Genomic DNA, 15,024 nt, shown 5'->3' with positions numbered 1-15,024 from the left:
CGCCATACAAGCTTTGCTTTTGCGCCGCGCCCGGAATCCGGCCGTCGCCGGGTTTGCCGCCGCTGAACATGGCCAGAACGCCACCTTTGGCGTGCTGCTCAAGCAAGGGCTGTTGCGCGATCAATTGCAGCTTGCCGCTGCTGTCAGCCGCGATGAACAAGGCGGTGCCGCTGAAGGCCGTCTGCCCGCGCTGGGGCTGGATCGCGCCGAGGTCGACCTTCCAGAGCCGGCCTTGCAAATCGCCGGCGTAGGCGGCGCTGACCGCCCGTTGCAGATTGAACACCAGGGCCGGCGTCGCCAGGCCGTTCGGTGTTTCGGCATCGCCTTTTCCGAGCGTGATTTTCCTGATCAGACGGCCGCTGGACAAGGCGACCAGATACAGCACGGCGTCCAGATTGTCGCTTTGATAGCCATTGCCGTAGATTGCCGCCCAGTCGCCATTGGTCAAACGGATGGCGAACGCTTCCCCGGACAAGTACCCCATGTCGCCATCGCTGGCGCCGCTACCGTCGTTGTCTGCACTTCGTTGCCAAAGTATGGATGCAGCAGCCGGCGGGGCGCTGACGTCAAGGGCGAACAAGCTCCTGGCGCCGCCGCCGGTTGCGCCCAGCAAAATGGAAGTCCAGGCCGCGCCGCCGGCAGTTGCCAGATAGGCGTCGCCGACCGTCAGCAAGCCATCCACGTATGGGCGATGCACGTAGTCGCTCTCGCTCAATTCAGGCAGCGCGGAAAATACTGCTGGCGGAATAAAGGCGCTGGCTTCAATCCCGCTAAAGGCGTCAAAAGCATGCAACATGCCGTCATTGGCGCCGACATACAGCATGGCCTGGCGCTGCCGTTTGCTTTTGACATAATCGAGATAGGCGGCGCCGCCGGCGCTGGCCGGCAGGAACTGATAGGCGGAATCGGAGACGCCGACATACAGCGGCGCGGAGTACATGATGTCGCCCAGCCGGCCCTTGCGGTTGCGGAAGCTGCCGGCGCCGTTCCTGGCTTCCAGCGCCGCATTGCCTCTCAGGTACTCCAACAGATTTTCCGATAACAATATGGTTCTTTGTGCATCGTCCAGCTGCGGCCATTCAAATGCAATGGCGTTTCCGCCGCCCGAGGTCGTGCCGATATGGCGCAGCTGCCATGGCGGAACCAGGTCGGCCGCATCCCATAGCGCGGTCTTGTCAACGCCGTCAGCACCGACCGGATAGGCTTTGACATGCCCCAGCCACGACCCCGCCTGGTAACTGCTGACATAGACGAAGGGCGGCTCATCCGGCGTCTCGGCGGCGCAGGCAGGCGACGGGATCAAGGCCATGGCGCAGATGCAGGTAAACAGGAGATTCATGGGTCAGCATTCTCTCGGCAAAAATCCGGCTTATAGAAGCAGGTAGCTCTGCAATAAAACCACCGCTGCATTGCTGGCGCCGACGCCGCGCGCGGTAATCCGGAAGGCGGGGCGCGTTAGCGGCGCTGGCAGTACGTATTGCCGAAATTGCAGATCGGCCTCAAGCTGCAGGCGCTCGACCAGGCAGCGGGCCGGCGCGGCCGGCGCAACACCTTCAGTGCCGATGCGCGCCACCGCCACGGAGACCTCGTCATTGCGCCAGCTGTCGGCCATTTCCCAGTATTGCCTGCCGTCTGCTGCAGGCGGTCCCTGCCGGAGTTGCGGAATCGTCACCGGGGTCAGCTGCAGCTGATGCTCGCAAAAGCGCAAGGCGTGTTCGGCGGCCTGGAACGCCAGCTGCCGGCTGTCGGCATTGGCGGCCATCTTTTCTTCCTGCAAGGCAGTGCGCAAGGCGCTGGCGCCAAGAAACGCCATCACCAGCAAGCTGATCAGCAGCATCGGCAACACCGCGCCGCGTTGCCGGCAATGGCGAAGCCGCGTCATGGCAGGAACGCGGTAGCGAAGCAAGCCACATCCTTGTAACTAGCAGGATCGGCGGCCGACGGTAGGCAATTTTCGGCAAACTGGCCGGCAGCGACGCTGGCATCGCGGAAGTACACCCGTACCGTGAAGCCACGGCTTGCCGAACCGCTGATTTCGCCCCAGCCTCCCGCGAGTGCGCGGCCGAGACGGCGGCGCCAGTCGTGGAGATCCTGTGCCGCCAGTTCCTGCGCGGTGCAATGGCCTGGATTGAAACAGGCCGGCGCCAGCGTGTCCAGCGCGGGATAGGCCTGCCGCGGCAAGTTGTAAGCGCCATCTTGTGCGCCACGGAGATTGGCGCGCACGCGCTCGGCCAGATCGGCGCCGAACTGGCTGGCCGTGGCGCGCAAATGGGCGCTGTTCTGATAGCGCAGGGCGGTGGTCTGCATGCCGATCAGGGCGAGCATGGCGAAAGCGACGATCACCATCGCCACCAGGACTTCTATCATGCCGATCCCGGCTTGCGCAGCGGAACGATTGCCAGCCACCATCATGCCTTGCTCCTTTTCAGCGTCACATCTTGTGAAAGGAATTATAGGAATGACCCGGCGCCAAAGAAATAAGGGATGCGCCTAAAGTTCGGCAGCAGTATCGAATCGTTCTGGCAGGGTGAACAGAGTTTTGGCCCATGTCTTGTCGAGACGAGTCCGCGTGGGCACAGGTGCCCACCCTACGCGATTCAGGAGTGCCTCAATCGAGAGGAATATTCACCCGAACTTGTCCAGCAGCGCCGCCAGGTGCTGCGCGCTCTGCAAGGCCTGCTCCGGCGTGGCGGCGGCCGCGCTGTGGGTGACGATGGCGTCCGTCAGCAAGGTGATGAAGGCGCGGTCCAGCGCCTTGCGCGCCGCCGCCAGCTGCTGGGCGACGCTGTCGCAGTCGGCCGGCACGGCGGCGTTGGCGATCAGCTTCTGCACGCCGCGGATCTGGCCTTCGACCCGCGCCAGCCGATGCAGCAAATCCTTTTTCTGCGCATCGGTCAGCGCCGTGCCGTGCACCATCTTGATGGGCGTATCGCTCAAAGCCGGTCTCCTCCGTCAGAAACATCATGCCGCTTAGCTTACCAAGGTCGAGGTAAAACGCAAACCCTAAGTCGAATGCAGCAACGACGACAAAGGAAAACTCAGTGTGACTTTCAGGCCGCCGGCGCCATCCGCGCCGTCGCCGGCGTCGCCGAGCACGATCTGTGCGCCATGCGAGCTAGCGATATCGCGCACGATAGCCAGGCCGAGACCGGCGCCGCTGGGATTCTGCTGCTGCGCCGACGGCGCCCGGTAGAAGGCCGAAAAGACCCGTTCGCGGTCTTCCGCGGCAATGCCCATGCCGCTGTCCTCTATTTCCAGCAGCGCGCGCTGCGTCACGCTGTCGTAGCGCACACGCAGGATCACCTTGCCGCCGGCCGGAGTATAGCGAATCGCATTGTCCAGCAGATTGCTGACCAGTTCATGCAGCAGCAATCCATTGCCGTCGACCGTCAGCTCCTGTGCAGCATCGAAGGACAGGTCGATGTGCTTCTTGACGGCGGCAAGCGCGTGTTCCAGGCCGACCTGGCGCGTGATGTCGGTCAGCGACACCGGCTGCACACCGCTCTCGGCCACGCCGTGTTCAGCGCGCGCCAGCGTCAGCAGGCGGTTTGCCAGGTGCACCGTGGCGTCAGTAGTGCCGGCCATGCTGGCGACCAGCTCGCGCATCTCTTGCCAGGCGCGCGGATCGCCGGGATGGCGATCGAGCTCGCGCAGGGCCAGTTCGGCTTGCGTCTTGAGCACCGTCAGCGGCGTGCGCAGCTGGTGCGAGGCATCGGCGATGAAGCGGCGCTGGCCGCTGATCAGGGTTTGCAGCCGTCCCATGTAGCCGTTCATGGCGACCACCAGCGGCCGCACTTCCTTGTGCACCTGGTCAGCGTCGAAATCGGCCAGGTCGGTGCTGGCGCGCGCTTCCACCGTCGCTTTCAGCTGCATCAGCGGGCGCAGCACGAAGCGCACCGCAAACCAGACCAGCAGCGCCGCCACGCTCACCAGAAGGCCTTGCCGCCACAAGGTGCTGAACAGGATCTTGCGCGTCAGGTCGCTGCGCGCGTCCATGGTTTCACCGACCTGTATCAGGGCGATGCCGCGCATTGAATCGTCGTAGACCGGCTGATACAGGGCGGCGATGCGCACCGGCTGGTTGTGATAACTGGCATGATAGAAGCGCACCAGCGCCGGATAGATTTCCGAACGCGGCACATCCGGCGGCAGCGCCGGCAAGTCTTCATAGCCTGAGACGAATTCGCCGTTGGTGCCGGTGACCTTGTAGTAGATGCGTCCCAGGGTATCGGTTTCAAAACTGTCCAGCGCGACGTAGGGGACGTCGGCGACCACCTTGCCATCCACCACCGAGACGCGCTCCGCCAGCGCCCGGGTGGAGGCGAGCAGGGCGCGGTCATACGCCAGGTCGGCGACATCGAGGGCATTGCGATAGACCGAAAAAGCATCCAGCGCCACCAGCAGCAGCAAGGGAATCAGCAGCCAGCTGAGCAGCTGGCTGCGCAAGCTGCCCAGCGATTTTGCGGGTTTGGCGGCGGTGCTGGCGGCGGCAGTCATTTTTCGACGGCGACTTCCAGCAGGTAGCCGAGGCCGCGCAGGGTGGTGATGGCGACCGCTTCGGCGCCGTTGCGGATCAGTTTCTTGCGCAACCGGTGGATATAGATTTCAATTGCATCGGGATTGGCGTCGTCCACCAGCGAGAACACTTCGTCGAACAGCTTTTCCTTGGAGACCACGCGGCCGGCGCGGCTGATCAAGACTTCCAGCACCGCATGCTCGCGCGGCGTCAGCGCCAGCGCCGCGCCGCCGTAGCTGAACATGCGCGTGACCGTGTCGAACTGCAGCGCGCCGCAGCTATACACCGGCGCTTCGCCGCCCTGGGCCCGCCGCAGCAGCGCCTTGACGCGCGCTTCCAGTTCGACCAGCTCGAAGGGTTTGGCCAGGTAGTCGTCGGCGCCCAGGTTCAAGCCTTGCACGCGGTCCTGCAAGCCGCCGCGCGCGGTCAGGATCAGCACCGGCGTCTTGCTGCCGCGTGCGCGCAAGCGCTTCAGGACTTCCAGGCCATCCATTTTCGGCAGGCTGAGGTCGAGTATCACTAGTGCATACTGCTGGGTGTGCAGCAGGCTGTCGGCGTCGGCGCCGTTCATGGCGCATTCGACCGACCAGTGGGCATCCTGCAATGCCTTGGTCAGCCAGCGCGACAGCTCGACATGGTCTTCAATCAGTAAAATCCGCATGGCTTCCGGCAGTGGGATTGAAAAAGAGGACGTTAATACTCACACAGAAAGCCAGCGTTGGCAAAATGTGAGTGAAAGGAAAATGAAAGACTGGGGCCGCTATGATGCAAAAAAACGTATAAAAGCCCGGTTTCACCCCTGCCGCCGCCACGGCCGCAGGAGGCATAACAACAGAATGGGTAGGAGACAATGAATTCCGCAATCGCCAGGATTTGTGCACTCGGTGCATTCGTCACGTTCGGCACTTTCGGCGCGCAGGCAGCGCCGCTGCAATGCCTCGCCCCGGCCAAGCCGGGCGGCGGCATGGCTGTCACCTGCAAGCTGATCCAGAAAGGCTTGCAGATACCCGCCGTCGCCGACGCCCGGGAAGCCCCGCTGAAAATCAGTTACCTGCCTGGCGGCATCGGCGCCGTCGCCTGGAATTCCATCGTCAGCCAGCGCCGCGCCGAGGCCGATACCCTGGTGGCGTTTTCCGGCGGCTCGCTGATGAACCTGGCGCAGGGCAAATACGGCGACGCCGACGTCGGCAATGTGCGCTGGGTGGCGGCCATCGGCGTCGACTACGGCATGATCGCGGTGCGCGCCGACTCTCCCTTTAAAACCTTGCGCGACCTGCTGGCCGCGCTCAAGAAAAATCCGGCCCAGGTCACGATCGGCGCCGCCGGCACCGTCGGCAGCCAGGACTGGCTGAAGATCTCCATGCTGGCCAAGCAAAGCCAGATCGATCCCAAGACCTTGCGCTTCGTTGCGCTGGAAGGTGGCGGCGAAGCCTTTACCGCCTTGCGCGCCGGCCATGTGCAAGTGGTTTCCGGCGACGCTTCGGAAGCCACTTTGCATTCGCTGGACGGTGAAATCCGCATCCTTGCCGTGCTGTCGGAACAACGCTTGCCGAGCGCCCTGGCCCAGGTGCCGACCGCGCGCGAGCAGGGCCTGGCGGTGAGCTGGCCGATCATCCGCGGCGTCTATGTCGGACCGGAAGTCAGCGACGCCGCCTACCAGCATTGGGTCAAGCGCTTCGACGCCATGATGGCGACCCCGGAATTCGCGCAGCTGCGCGCCGCTACCGGGCTTTCACCATTCGCCATGAGCGGCGACAAGCTGACCGTCTACATAAAAAATACCGTTGCGGACTACCGCAAGCAATCGGACCAGCTCGGCTTGATTAGATAAACCTCGGATAAACCCGCCGCGGCCCCGGCCCGGCAACCTCCCGCAAGCGACTCAAAGTGGCTACCACCTGCCGGTAGGCCCGTGCTCGACTGTTGCCTGCGGCTTTTAACAGTGAATTCATCAGCAGCACCCATAACCATCAGGAGACGACACCCATGTTGATCAAGAAACCCTTAGCAGCCGCAATTGCGGTATTCACATTCAGCCTGGCGCTGAACGCATCTGCGCAAGCGCCGGCGGCCTATCCGGCTGACTACGCCAAGGTGGTCGACGGCGCCAAGAAAGAAGGCAAGCTGGTGATCTACAGCGCCACCGATTCCAAGGCGGCGGAACCGCTGATCAAGGATTTCAGCGCGCTCTATCCCGGCGTCAAGGTCGAGTTCAACGACATGAATTCGACCGAAGTGTATAACCGCTTCATCTCCGAAGCTGCCGCCGGCGGCGCCACTGCCGATGTGTTGTGGTCGTCGGCGATGGACCTGCAGTTCAAGCTGGTCAGCGAAGGCTACGGAGCGGTCTACAAATCGCAGGAAGCGGCAGCGCTTCCTGCCTGGGCCAACTACAAGGACAGCGCCTACGGCACCACTTTCGAGCCGCTGGCGATTGTCTATAACAAGCGCCTGGTCAGCGCCGACGAAGTGCCGTCCACCCATGCCGACCTGGTCAAGCTGCTGAGTACAAAAGCAGACAAGTTCCGCAACAAAGTCACCACCTACGATATCGAAAAATCCGGTGTCGGCTTTTCCTTCATCACCGAAGATGCGCAGATCAATCCGCAATTCTGGGACCTGGCCAAGACCTTCGGCGATGTCAGCATCCGTGTGCAGTCGTCCACCGGCACCATGCTGGAACGGATTTCCTCGGGCGAGAACCTGATCGGCTACAACGTCATCGGTTCCTATGCGCAGGCGCGCGCGGCCAAGGACCCGTCGCTGGGCGTGGCTTTCACCAAGGATTACAACCTGGTGCTGTCGCGCGTGGTGTTCATCAACAAGTCGGCCAAGAACATGAACGCCGCCAAGCTGTGGGTCGATTACCTGCTGTCCAAGCGCGGCCAGACCATCATCTCGACCGAATCGCAGCTGTATTCGCTGCGCTCGGATGTCAGCGGCAATTCCACCGTGGCCGGCCTGACGACGCAGCTCGGCAATGCGCTCAAACCGATTCCGCTGACCCCGGCCTTGCTGCAATACCTCGACCAGACCAAGCGCCTGGCTTTCCTCAAGCAATGGAAGGCTGCCGCGGGCAAGAAATAAATCAGCTGCCTCTAAGCGGCCACGTCTAGGCGACCCCGCCTCGTCGGCCACGTCTGGGCGACCCCGGCTACGCGCCCCGGTCATTCCCGCGCACGCGGGAATCCATTTTTGCTTACTTGACTTACTAACCTGGATTCCCGCGTGCGCGGGAATGACGGGAGCGTCTGACCGGCGGCGCATAGCCGGATTTCTACGACGCAGATTTTTCTGCAGGGTACACACTATGACTTCGATTTCTCCTCCCCATCCGCTGGCCAGCCGCTCCCGGCTGGCGCGCATCAACTGGCCGCGCGGACTGGTGGTCACGCTGGCGGCGGTGGCGATTTTCCTGCCGCTGCTGCTGATTTTCTATCAAAGCTTTTTATCCGCGCCGTTTTTTGCGCCCATCAAGACCCTGAGCCTGGAACCGTATCGCTTCATCTTCGACGATCCGGATTTCCGCCAGGCTTTCATTAACGGCTTGCTGCTGGCCAGCGGCCTGGCCCTGATCGCGGTGCCGCTGGGCGGCATGCTGGCCTTCCTGATGGTGCGCACCGACCTGCCTGGCCGCAATTGGATCGCGCCGATGCTGCTGGTGCCGATTTTCGTATCGCCGATGGTGATTGCCTTCGGCTATGTCGTATCGATGGGGCCGGTCGGCTTCTATACCGTCTGGATGCAAGACCTGCTGCGGCTGGTCGGCATCGAAGCGACGCCCTGGAATGTGTATGCCTTCCCCAGCATCGTCATCATCGCCGGCCTGACCCACGTGCCGCACGTTTACCTGTACGCATCGGCCGCACTGAAGAGCCTCGGCGCCGATGTCGAGGAAGCTGCACGCGTGGCCGGCGCTTCGCCGCTGCAAGTGGCGCTGAACGTGTCGCTGCCGATGATCATGCCGGCGCTGGCGTATGCCGGCGTGCTGGTGTTTTTCCTTGGCTTTGAAGTGTTCGGCCTGGTGCTGGTGCTGGGTGATCCGGAAGGCCACCTGGTGTTGCCGACCTATCTGTACAAGCTGACCAACAAGCTCGGCACGCCTTCCTATCACCTGATGGCGGCGGTCGCGGTGTGCCTGGTGGCGGTGACCTTGCCGCTGGTGATGATACAGCGCTGGCTGCTGCGTTCGGCCAACAAGTATGTCTCGATCAAGGGCAAGGGCGCGCGGCAGAAGGCGCTGCCGCTGGGCAAATGGAAATGGCTGGCGTTCAGCCTGATCGCCGCCTGGCTGATTTTCACCATCGTGATTCCTTTGTCGGGCATCGCCTTGCGCGCCTTCGTGTCGCACTGGGGCTACGGCGTATCGCTACTCGATGCGTTGACTTTCCAGCATTTCCGCGACATCTGGGAACAGCCGGCGCTGGTGCGCGGCATCGTCAACACCATCCTGATCGGCGTCATCGGCGGCGCGATTGCGGTGGCCTGCTATTGCTGCATCGCGCTGGCGATGCACCGCAAGGCCGACGGCATCACCCGCTTCCTCGACTACAGCGTGCTGATTCCGCGCGCCGTGCCGGGCTTGCTGGCCGGCTTGTCGTTCCTGTGGGTTTTCCTGTTCGTGCCGTCTTTCCTCGACAGCTTCCTGAAGGGCTTTGACAACGTGGTCGCCAACTGGCTGGTGGAAAATTTCATTCCGCAATTGCGCGAATTGCGTTCCACCATTTTCTCGGTGTGGCTGGCGTATTCCGTGGTGTGGCTGGCGTATGGCTTGCGCCTGATCACGACGGCGCTGCTGCAGGTCGGACCGGAACTGGAAGAAGCTGCCCGCGCCGTCGGTGCGCGCCGTTCGCAAGTGACGCGCGACGTTACCCTGCCGCTGGTGCGCTACGGCGTGCTGGGGGCCTGGCTGATGGTGTTCCTGATCTTCGAACGCGAATACTCCACCGGCGTGTATCTGCTGTCGCCCGGCACCGAAGTGATCGGTGCGCTGATCGTCTCGCTGTGGGCGTCCGGCTCGGTCGACCTGGTGGCGACGCTGTCCTTTATCAACATCACGCTGGTGGCCATCGGCCTCGGCATCGCGCTGCGCTTCGGCATCAAGCTGCACGATTAAGTACTTCAGAAAACAGGAAATCATCATGAGCGAATTAAGTGTCAACAACCTGCATCTCGACTACGGCAGCGGCGCCAGCGCCAATCCTATCCTCAAGGGCGTATCGATGGAATTGCAGCGCGGCGAAGTGGTCGCCCTGCTGGGGCCATCCGGCAGCGGCAAAACCACCTTGCTGCGCGCTGTCGCCGGCCTGGAGTCGCCGAAAGCGGGCAGCATCCAGATCGGCGAACGGATCATGTTCGATGGCCAGCGCAAGCTGGAAATCCCGGCCGAAGAACGCAATCTCGGGCTGGTGTTCCAGTCGTACGCCTTGTGGCCGCACAAGACCGTGTCCGACAATGTCGGCTACGGCCTCAAGCTGCGCAAGATGAGCAGCAGCGATATCGCCGCGCGGGTCAAGACCGTGCTCGGCCAGCTTGGCCTCGGCCACCTGGGCGACCGCTTTCCGCACCAGCTCTCGGGCGGCCAGCAGCAACGGGTGGCGATCGCCCGCGCGCTGGTGTACAACCCGCCGGTGATCCTGCTCGACGAGCCGCTCTCCAACCTGGACGCCAAGCTGCGCGAAGAAGCGCGCGCCTTCCTGCGCGAGCTGATCGTGCGGCTCGGCCTGTCTGCGCTGATGGTGACGCACGACCAGGCCGAGGCGATGGCGATCTCGGACCGCATCCTGCTGCTCAACAACGGCAAGATCGAACAGCAGGGCACGCCGCAAAGCATGTACGAGACGCCGGACACCTTGTTCACGGCGGAATTCATGGGCAGCAACAACCGCCTGCCGGCCAGGCTGCTGCAGCGCGACGGCGCCCGCGCCTTGCTGCAGGTGGAAGGCGGCAACGTCACGGCGACGCTGCGCGGCGCCGCGGCCAGCAATGATTCCACGGAAGCGATCGCCATTATCCGCGTCGAGCAGGTCAATATTTCCGACGCGCCGGTGGAAAACAGCATCAAGCTGCCGCTGGCGACTTGCATGTACCTGGGCGACCGCTGGGAATGCGTGTTCCGTAACAACGCTGAAAGCGGCGCCGACAGCAGCGTCCTGCGCGCCTATGCGCGGCAACGCCTGGCGCCGGGCGAGTACTGGCTGCAGTTGCCGCAAGAGGCGCTGTGGGCCTTCTAAGCAGGGTGGGCACCCCGTGCCCACGCCGTGCCGCAGAAATCGGGATCCCGGACTTTCGCGTCCCGGAGGTTCGTATCCCGCCGCCTCCGCGTGGGTACGGGCGCCCACCCTACGAAAACGTTGAATCAGCAAAAGCCATAGAAAGGGGGAGACGTTACACAACAGCCTTTGTGCAGCTGCTCAGCAATCGCACAGCCAACAAAAAAATACCATAACGGAGGAAGCAACATGAAAAGAAACTACCTGGCGGCGGCAACCCTGGCCGCGCTCGGAACATTGGCGTCCGGCGCCTACGCGCAAACCAATGTCAGCATCTACGGCATCATCGATACCGGGATCGAGTATGTCAATCACGCCAATGCCAAGCAGGACAGCCTGGTGCGCGTCAGTTCCGGCGCGATGAATACCTCGCGCATCGGCTTTCGCGGCACCGAAGACCTGGGCGGCGGCTTGAAAGCCGTGTTCCAGCTGGAAAACGGCTTCAAGGTCGACACCGGCGAGTTCGACAGCGCCGGCGTGCTGTTCAACCGCCAGGCCAATGTCGGCCTGGAGGGCAGCTTCGGCCGCCTGGTCATCGGCCGTTCGTTCACCACCACCTATGATTTCATCCTGCCCTTCGATCCCATGGGCTATTCCGGCCAGTATTCGTGGGTGACTTCGGCCGGCGCCACCGGCGGCCGCAAGGATGGCATGCCGACCAATCTGTCGAACATCCTCAAGTACCAGGGCAAGTTCGGCGGCTTCAAGCTGGGCGCCACCTACGGCTTCGGCGAGACCGCCGGCAGCACCACCGACAGCGCCAAATACGATCTCGGCGTGGGCTATGAAAACGGTCCGTTCCGCATCGCCGCCACCTTCGACCGCGTCAACAGCGCCGCCGCCAGCGCGACCAACAGCGCTTTCGACAAGGCCACCAGCATCCACCTGGCCGGCGATTATCAGCTCAACGGTAACCTGGACCTGAACCTGGGTTATCGCAATTACAAGAAAACGCTGGCCTCGAATGCACCCGACCTGCGCAGCGATTTCTTCTGGGGCGGCGCCAGCTACAAGGTGACGCCGGTAGTAACGCTGATCGGCGCCATCTACTACCAGAACATCAAGAACCTCCCGAGCGGCAAGGACGCCGATCCGATCATGTATTCGGTGCGCGGCAAGTACGCGCTGTCGAAGCGGACCGACCTGTACCTGAGCGCGGCCTATGCCAAGGCCAAGAACCAGCAGCTGGTCGGGCTTTCGCGTGACGATATCGCCTACGGCAGCAGCCAGACCGGCATCATCGGCGGCATTCAGCACCGTTTCTAAACCTGCAGGACACGGGCCGGACAGCACTGCATGGCGCCGGCCCGGCCCGCCATTTCAATCTTTCCTGACCTGGAAATTCAAGCAGCAAACCCTCATCCATTCTTCACGAATGCGGCGTAGAATGTTTCGTCAAAATAACAATTGCCGTACTCACACCAGGAGAATAGATGCAAGTTTCGACGAGACGTATCACGGTATGCGGATTGATGGTGAGCGCGGCCATCAGCTTGATGGCTTGCGATGTGCCGACCAAGGCTTCGCAGGATGCCGCAACCGCCACCGCGGCCTATGCCGCATCTTCGCCTTTTGCGCAGATCAGCTCCCTGCCTTACAACTTGCCGCCTTTCGACAAGATCAAGGATTCCGACTACCAGCCGTCGTTCGAAGCCGGCATGGCGCAGCAGCGCCAGGAAGTCAGCGCCATCGCCGCCAATCCGGCCGCGCCGACCTTTGACAACACTATCGTGGCGCTGGAACGCTCCGGCCAGATGCTGGGACGGGTCAAGGATGTCTTCTTCAACCTGATCAGCGCCAACACCAGCCCTGTGCTGGACCAGACCCAGCAGGATATCGCGCCCAAGCTGGCCGAGCATGAGGATGCGATTTATCTCGATCCCGCCCTGTTCGCCCGTATCGAGCAGTTGTACCAGCAGCGCGCCAGCCTGGGTCTCGATCCCGAGTCGCTGCGTTTGCTGGAACGTTACCGGACCGATTTCGTCAGAGCCGGCGCGCGTCTGTCGCCGGCGGAAAAAGACCAGCTGCGCAAGATGAACCAGCAGATTTCCTCGCTGACCACGCAATTCCAGCAAAACCTGCTGAAATCCAGCAATGAAGGCGCGGTGGTAGTCGACAAGCTGGCCGACCTGGACGGTCTGTCGCCCGAGGGCATCGCCGCCGCTGCGCAAGCCGCCGAAAACCGCAAGCTGGAAGGCAAATGGCTGATCACGCTGCAAAACACCACCGACCAGCCGGTATTGATGCAGCTTAAGAACCGCCAGCTGCGCGAACGCGTCTATAAAGCCTCGATCAACCGCGGCGATGGCGGCGCCGGCGACAACGTCGGCAATGTGGCTCAGATCGTCAAGCTGCGCGCCCAGCGCGCTGCGCTGCTGGGTTATCCAAACCACGCGGCCTATGTGCTGGAAGAAGAAACCGCGGGCACGCCGGCCGCAGTCAACAAGATGCTGGCGCAGCTGGCGCCGCCCGCCAACGCTATCGCGCGCAAGGATGCGGCCGTCATGCAGCAGCTGATCGAGCGCCAGGCCAAGGCCAGCCATACCAAGCCGTTCAAGCTGCAGCCGTGGGACTGGGGTTTTTACTCTGAACAGGTGCGCAAGGCGCGCTACAACTTCGACGAATCCCAGATCAAGCCTTACTTCGAACTCAACCATGTGCTGCAGGAAGGCGTGTTCTACGCCGCCCACGAGCTGTACGGCGTGAGCTTCAAGGAACGCACCGACTTGCCGGTATACCAGCAGGATGTGCGCGTCTTCGAGGTATTCAACGAAGACGGTTCGGCACTGGGCCTGTTCCTGTTCGACCCGTTCGCGCGCGACAACAAGCAGGGCGGCGCCTGGATGAACACCTATGTGTCGCAGTCGCGTCTGTTCGGCACTAAAGCGGTGGTATCGAACAATATCAACATCGCCAAGCCGCCGGCAGGCAAACCGGTGCTGCTGACCTTCGACGAAGTCAACACCATGTTCCACGAGTTCGGCCATGGCTTGCACGGCTTGTTCTCGAACGTCGAATATCCGATGTTCTCGGGCGCCTCGGTGCCGCCCGACTTTGTCGAATACCCGTCGCAGTTCAATGAAATGTGGTCCTACGATCCGAAGGTGCTGGCGCACTATGCCACCCATTACGAAAGCGGCAAGCCGATGCCGCGCGCGCTCTTCAAGAAGCTGCTGGCGGCGCGCAAGTTCAGCGCCGGCTACGAAACCTCCGAGTATCTGGCGGCGGCGATGCTGGACCAGTCCTGGCACCAGCTGTCGACCAACCAGACCCCGGATGTCACCGACGTGATGGCGTTTGAAGCCAAGGCGCTGGGCCACGCCAAGGGTTATGTGGTGCCGCCGCGCTACCACACCACCTACTTCTCGCACATCTTCGCCAGCGGTTATTCCGCCGGTTACTACGCCTATATCTGGAGCGACGTGCTGGCCAAGGATACCGAGCACTGGATGAACACCCACGGCGGCCTGAAACGCGCCAATGGCGACCTGCTGCGCGCCAAGGTGCTGTCGCGCGGTTTCAGCGAAGATCCGAGCGCCTTGTTCAAGGATTTCTACGGCCGCGGCCCGGATGTCGGGCCGCTGCTGGAGGCGCGTGGCCTGACTGGCGTCAAGAATCCTTAAGCTGCAAGCACAAATGAAAACGGGGCAGAAAATCTGCCCCGTTTTTTTTCGTCTGTTCAGGTCTCGCGTGGGCACAAAACCGTGCCCACCCTACGCCATGGCAGTTAGAGCGGTTCAAACACCCCGGCGGTACGGTTCTTGGTGACCTTGTCCCAGGCAAAAATCTTGCCGTTCATCGCCACGTACACGCCATGCGGCAGGGCTTGCGCGATACCGCAGGCAAAGCCGAAATTGAACAGAGCGTCGGAATTGGCGATGGCGTAGGGAATCATCGCGCCGGTCACCACGATGGTCTTGTCCAGCGTGGCCGCACCCAGCACTGCGGCCGTCTCGCGCATGGTGTCAGTGCCGTGGATGATGACGATCGCCTCTTCCCTGGCATGCGAACAAGACGCCAGCACGCGCCGGCGGTCAATGTCCTGCATGTCGAGCGAATCGAGCAGCGGCAGTTCTTCCAGCGCGATTTCCGTGGTGATGCGGGCGCGCTCGATCACCTGCGGCAGATGGCTGGCGGCAAAGGTCAGCTTGCCGGCGATCTCGTCGTAGTGTTTATCGAAAGTGCCGCCGGTGGCGATGATGCGTAAAGCCATGAGAATCCGTTTCCTTTTTTATA

General features: G+C 62.4%; 13 protein-coding genes. 6 read left to right on the top strand and 7 right to left on the bottom strand.

Going from position 1 to position 15,024, the window contains the following annotated elements; translation table 11 throughout:
• The 6 genes from VNZ65_RS05910 to VNZ65_RS05885 all read right to left on the bottom strand — a co-directional run.
• A partial coding sequence (locus VNZ65_RS05910) for a pilus assembly protein (RefSeq protein ID WP_325667018.1) occupies positions 1-1,339 on the bottom strand: 1,339 nt, incomplete at its 3' end.
• 30 nt (positions 1,340-1,369) lie between these two features.
• Positions 1,370-1,882, bottom strand: a complete 513-nt coding sequence (locus VNZ65_RS05905; RefSeq protein ID WP_325667016.1) for a pilus assembly PilX family protein — start codon at positions 1,880-1,882, stop codon at positions 1,370-1,372.
• Positions 1,879-2,412: a type IV pilus modification protein PilV gene (gene pilV, locus VNZ65_RS05900; RefSeq protein WP_325667014.1), complete on the bottom strand. Its 534-nt coding sequence runs from the start codon at positions 2,410-2,412 to the stop codon at positions 1,879-1,881. The genes VNZ65_RS05905 and pilV overlap by 4 nt, the downstream gene beginning before the upstream one ends.
• Positions 2,413-2,625: 213 nt before the next feature.
• Entirely contained in the window at positions 2,626-2,937 is a 312-nt protein-coding gene (locus VNZ65_RS05895; protein ID WP_325667012.1) for a metal-sensitive transcriptional regulator, read from the bottom strand.
• Positions 2,938-3,003: 66 nt separating this feature from the next.
• Entirely contained in the window at positions 3,004-4,497 is a 1,494-nt protein-coding gene (locus VNZ65_RS05890) for a sensor histidine kinase (protein WP_325667010.1), read from the bottom strand.
• Positions 4,494-5,177 carry a response regulator gene (locus VNZ65_RS05885; RefSeq protein ID WP_325667008.1) on the bottom strand — a complete coding sequence of 228 codons (684 nt, stop codon included), beginning with the start codon at positions 5,175-5,177 and terminating at the stop codon, positions 4,494-4,496. Before VNZ65_RS05885 ends, VNZ65_RS05890 begins: the two co-directional genes overlap by 4 nt.
• 189 nt (positions 5,178-5,366) lie before the next feature.
• Between VNZ65_RS05885 and VNZ65_RS05880 the strand changes: the two genes are divergently transcribed.
• From VNZ65_RS05880 to VNZ65_RS05855, 6 genes are all read left to right on the top strand, one after another.
• Entirely contained in the window at positions 5,367-6,347 is a 981-nt protein-coding gene (locus tag VNZ65_RS05880) for a Bug family tripartite tricarboxylate transporter substrate binding protein (protein WP_325667006.1), read from the top strand.
• 155 nt (positions 6,348-6,502) lie between these two features.
• The gene (locus VNZ65_RS05875) at positions 6,503-7,603 is read left to right on the top strand and encodes an ABC transporter substrate-binding protein (protein WP_325667004.1); all 1,101 of its coding nucleotides are present in this window, start codon (positions 6,503-6,505) and stop codon (positions 7,601-7,603) included.
• Positions 7,604-7,826: 223 nt separating this feature from the next.
• A complete protein-coding gene (locus VNZ65_RS05870; protein WP_325667002.1) occupies positions 7,827-9,632 on the top strand; it encodes an iron ABC transporter permease in 1,806 nt (601 codons plus the stop codon).
• Positions 9,633-9,657: 25 nt separating this feature from the next.
• Positions 9,658-10,749: an ABC transporter ATP-binding protein gene (locus tag VNZ65_RS05865; RefSeq protein ID WP_325667000.1), complete on the top strand. Its 1,092-nt coding sequence runs from the start codon at positions 9,658-9,660 to the stop codon at positions 10,747-10,749.
• A gap of 228 nt (positions 10,750-10,977) precedes the next feature.
• Positions 10,978-12,054: a porin gene (locus VNZ65_RS05860; protein ID WP_325666998.1), complete on the top strand. Its 1,077-nt coding sequence runs from the start codon at positions 10,978-10,980 to the stop codon at positions 12,052-12,054.
• Positions 12,055-12,221: 167 nt separating this feature from the next.
• On the top strand, positions 12,222-14,411 hold the full coding sequence (locus VNZ65_RS05855) for a M3 family metallopeptidase (protein ID WP_325666996.1): 2,190 nt from the start codon (positions 12,222-12,224) through the stop codon (positions 14,409-14,411).
• 104 nt (positions 14,412-14,515) lie between these two features.
• Here the strand turns inward: VNZ65_RS05855 and VNZ65_RS05850 are convergent, their stop codons facing one another.
• Entirely contained in the window at positions 14,516-15,001 is a 486-nt protein-coding gene (locus VNZ65_RS05850; protein WP_325666994.1) for an asparaginase domain-containing protein, read from the bottom strand.
• Positions 15,002-15,024: the final 23 nt, after the last annotated feature.

The sequence above is a fragment of the Collimonas sp. genome, assembly GCF_035566555.1.
Classification (GTDB): Bacteria; Pseudomonadota; Gammaproteobacteria; order Burkholderiales; family Burkholderiaceae_D; genus Collimonas.
This window is presented reverse-complemented; position numbering and strand designations above follow the sequence as displayed.

What these genes read in the sequence shown, in the direction of transcription:
- VNZ65_RS05905 (WP_325667016.1), bottom strand. Translation starts at nt 1,882, where the DNA reads ATGACGCGGCTTCGCCATTGCCGGCAACGCGGCGCGGTGTTGCCGATG.
- pilV (WP_325667014.1), bottom strand. Translation starts at nt 2,412, where the DNA reads ATGATGGTGGCTGGCAATCGTTCCGCTGCGCAAGCCGGGATCGGCATG.
- VNZ65_RS05890 (WP_325667010.1), bottom strand. Translation starts at nt 4,497, where the DNA reads ATGACTGCCGCCGCCAGCACCGCCGCCAAACCCGCAAAATCGCTGGGC.
- VNZ65_RS05885 (WP_325667008.1), bottom strand. Translation starts at nt 5,177, where the DNA reads ATGCGGATTTTACTGATTGAAGACCATGTCGAGCTGTCGCGCTGGCTG.
- VNZ65_RS05880 (WP_325667006.1), top strand. Translation starts at nt 5,367, where the DNA reads ATGAATTCCGCAATCGCCAGGATTTGTGCACTCGGTGCATTCGTCACG.
- VNZ65_RS05875 (WP_325667004.1), top strand. Translation starts at nt 6,503, where the DNA reads ATGTTGATCAAGAAACCCTTAGCAGCCGCAATTGCGGTATTCACATTC.
- VNZ65_RS05870 (WP_325667002.1), top strand. Translation starts at nt 7,827, where the DNA reads ATGACTTCGATTTCTCCTCCCCATCCGCTGGCCAGCCGCTCCCGGCTG.
- VNZ65_RS05865 (WP_325667000.1), top strand. Translation starts at nt 9,658, where the DNA reads ATGAGCGAATTAAGTGTCAACAACCTGCATCTCGACTACGGCAGCGGC.
- VNZ65_RS05860 (WP_325666998.1), top strand. Translation starts at nt 10,978, where the DNA reads ATGAAAAGAAACTACCTGGCGGCGGCAACCCTGGCCGCGCTCGGAACA.
- VNZ65_RS05855 (WP_325666996.1), top strand. Translation starts at nt 12,222, where the DNA reads ATGCAAGTTTCGACGAGACGTATCACGGTATGCGGATTGATGGTGAGC.
- VNZ65_RS05850 (WP_325666994.1), bottom strand. Translation starts at nt 15,001, where the DNA reads ATGGCTTTACGCATCATCGCCACCGGCGGCACTTTCGATAAACACTAC.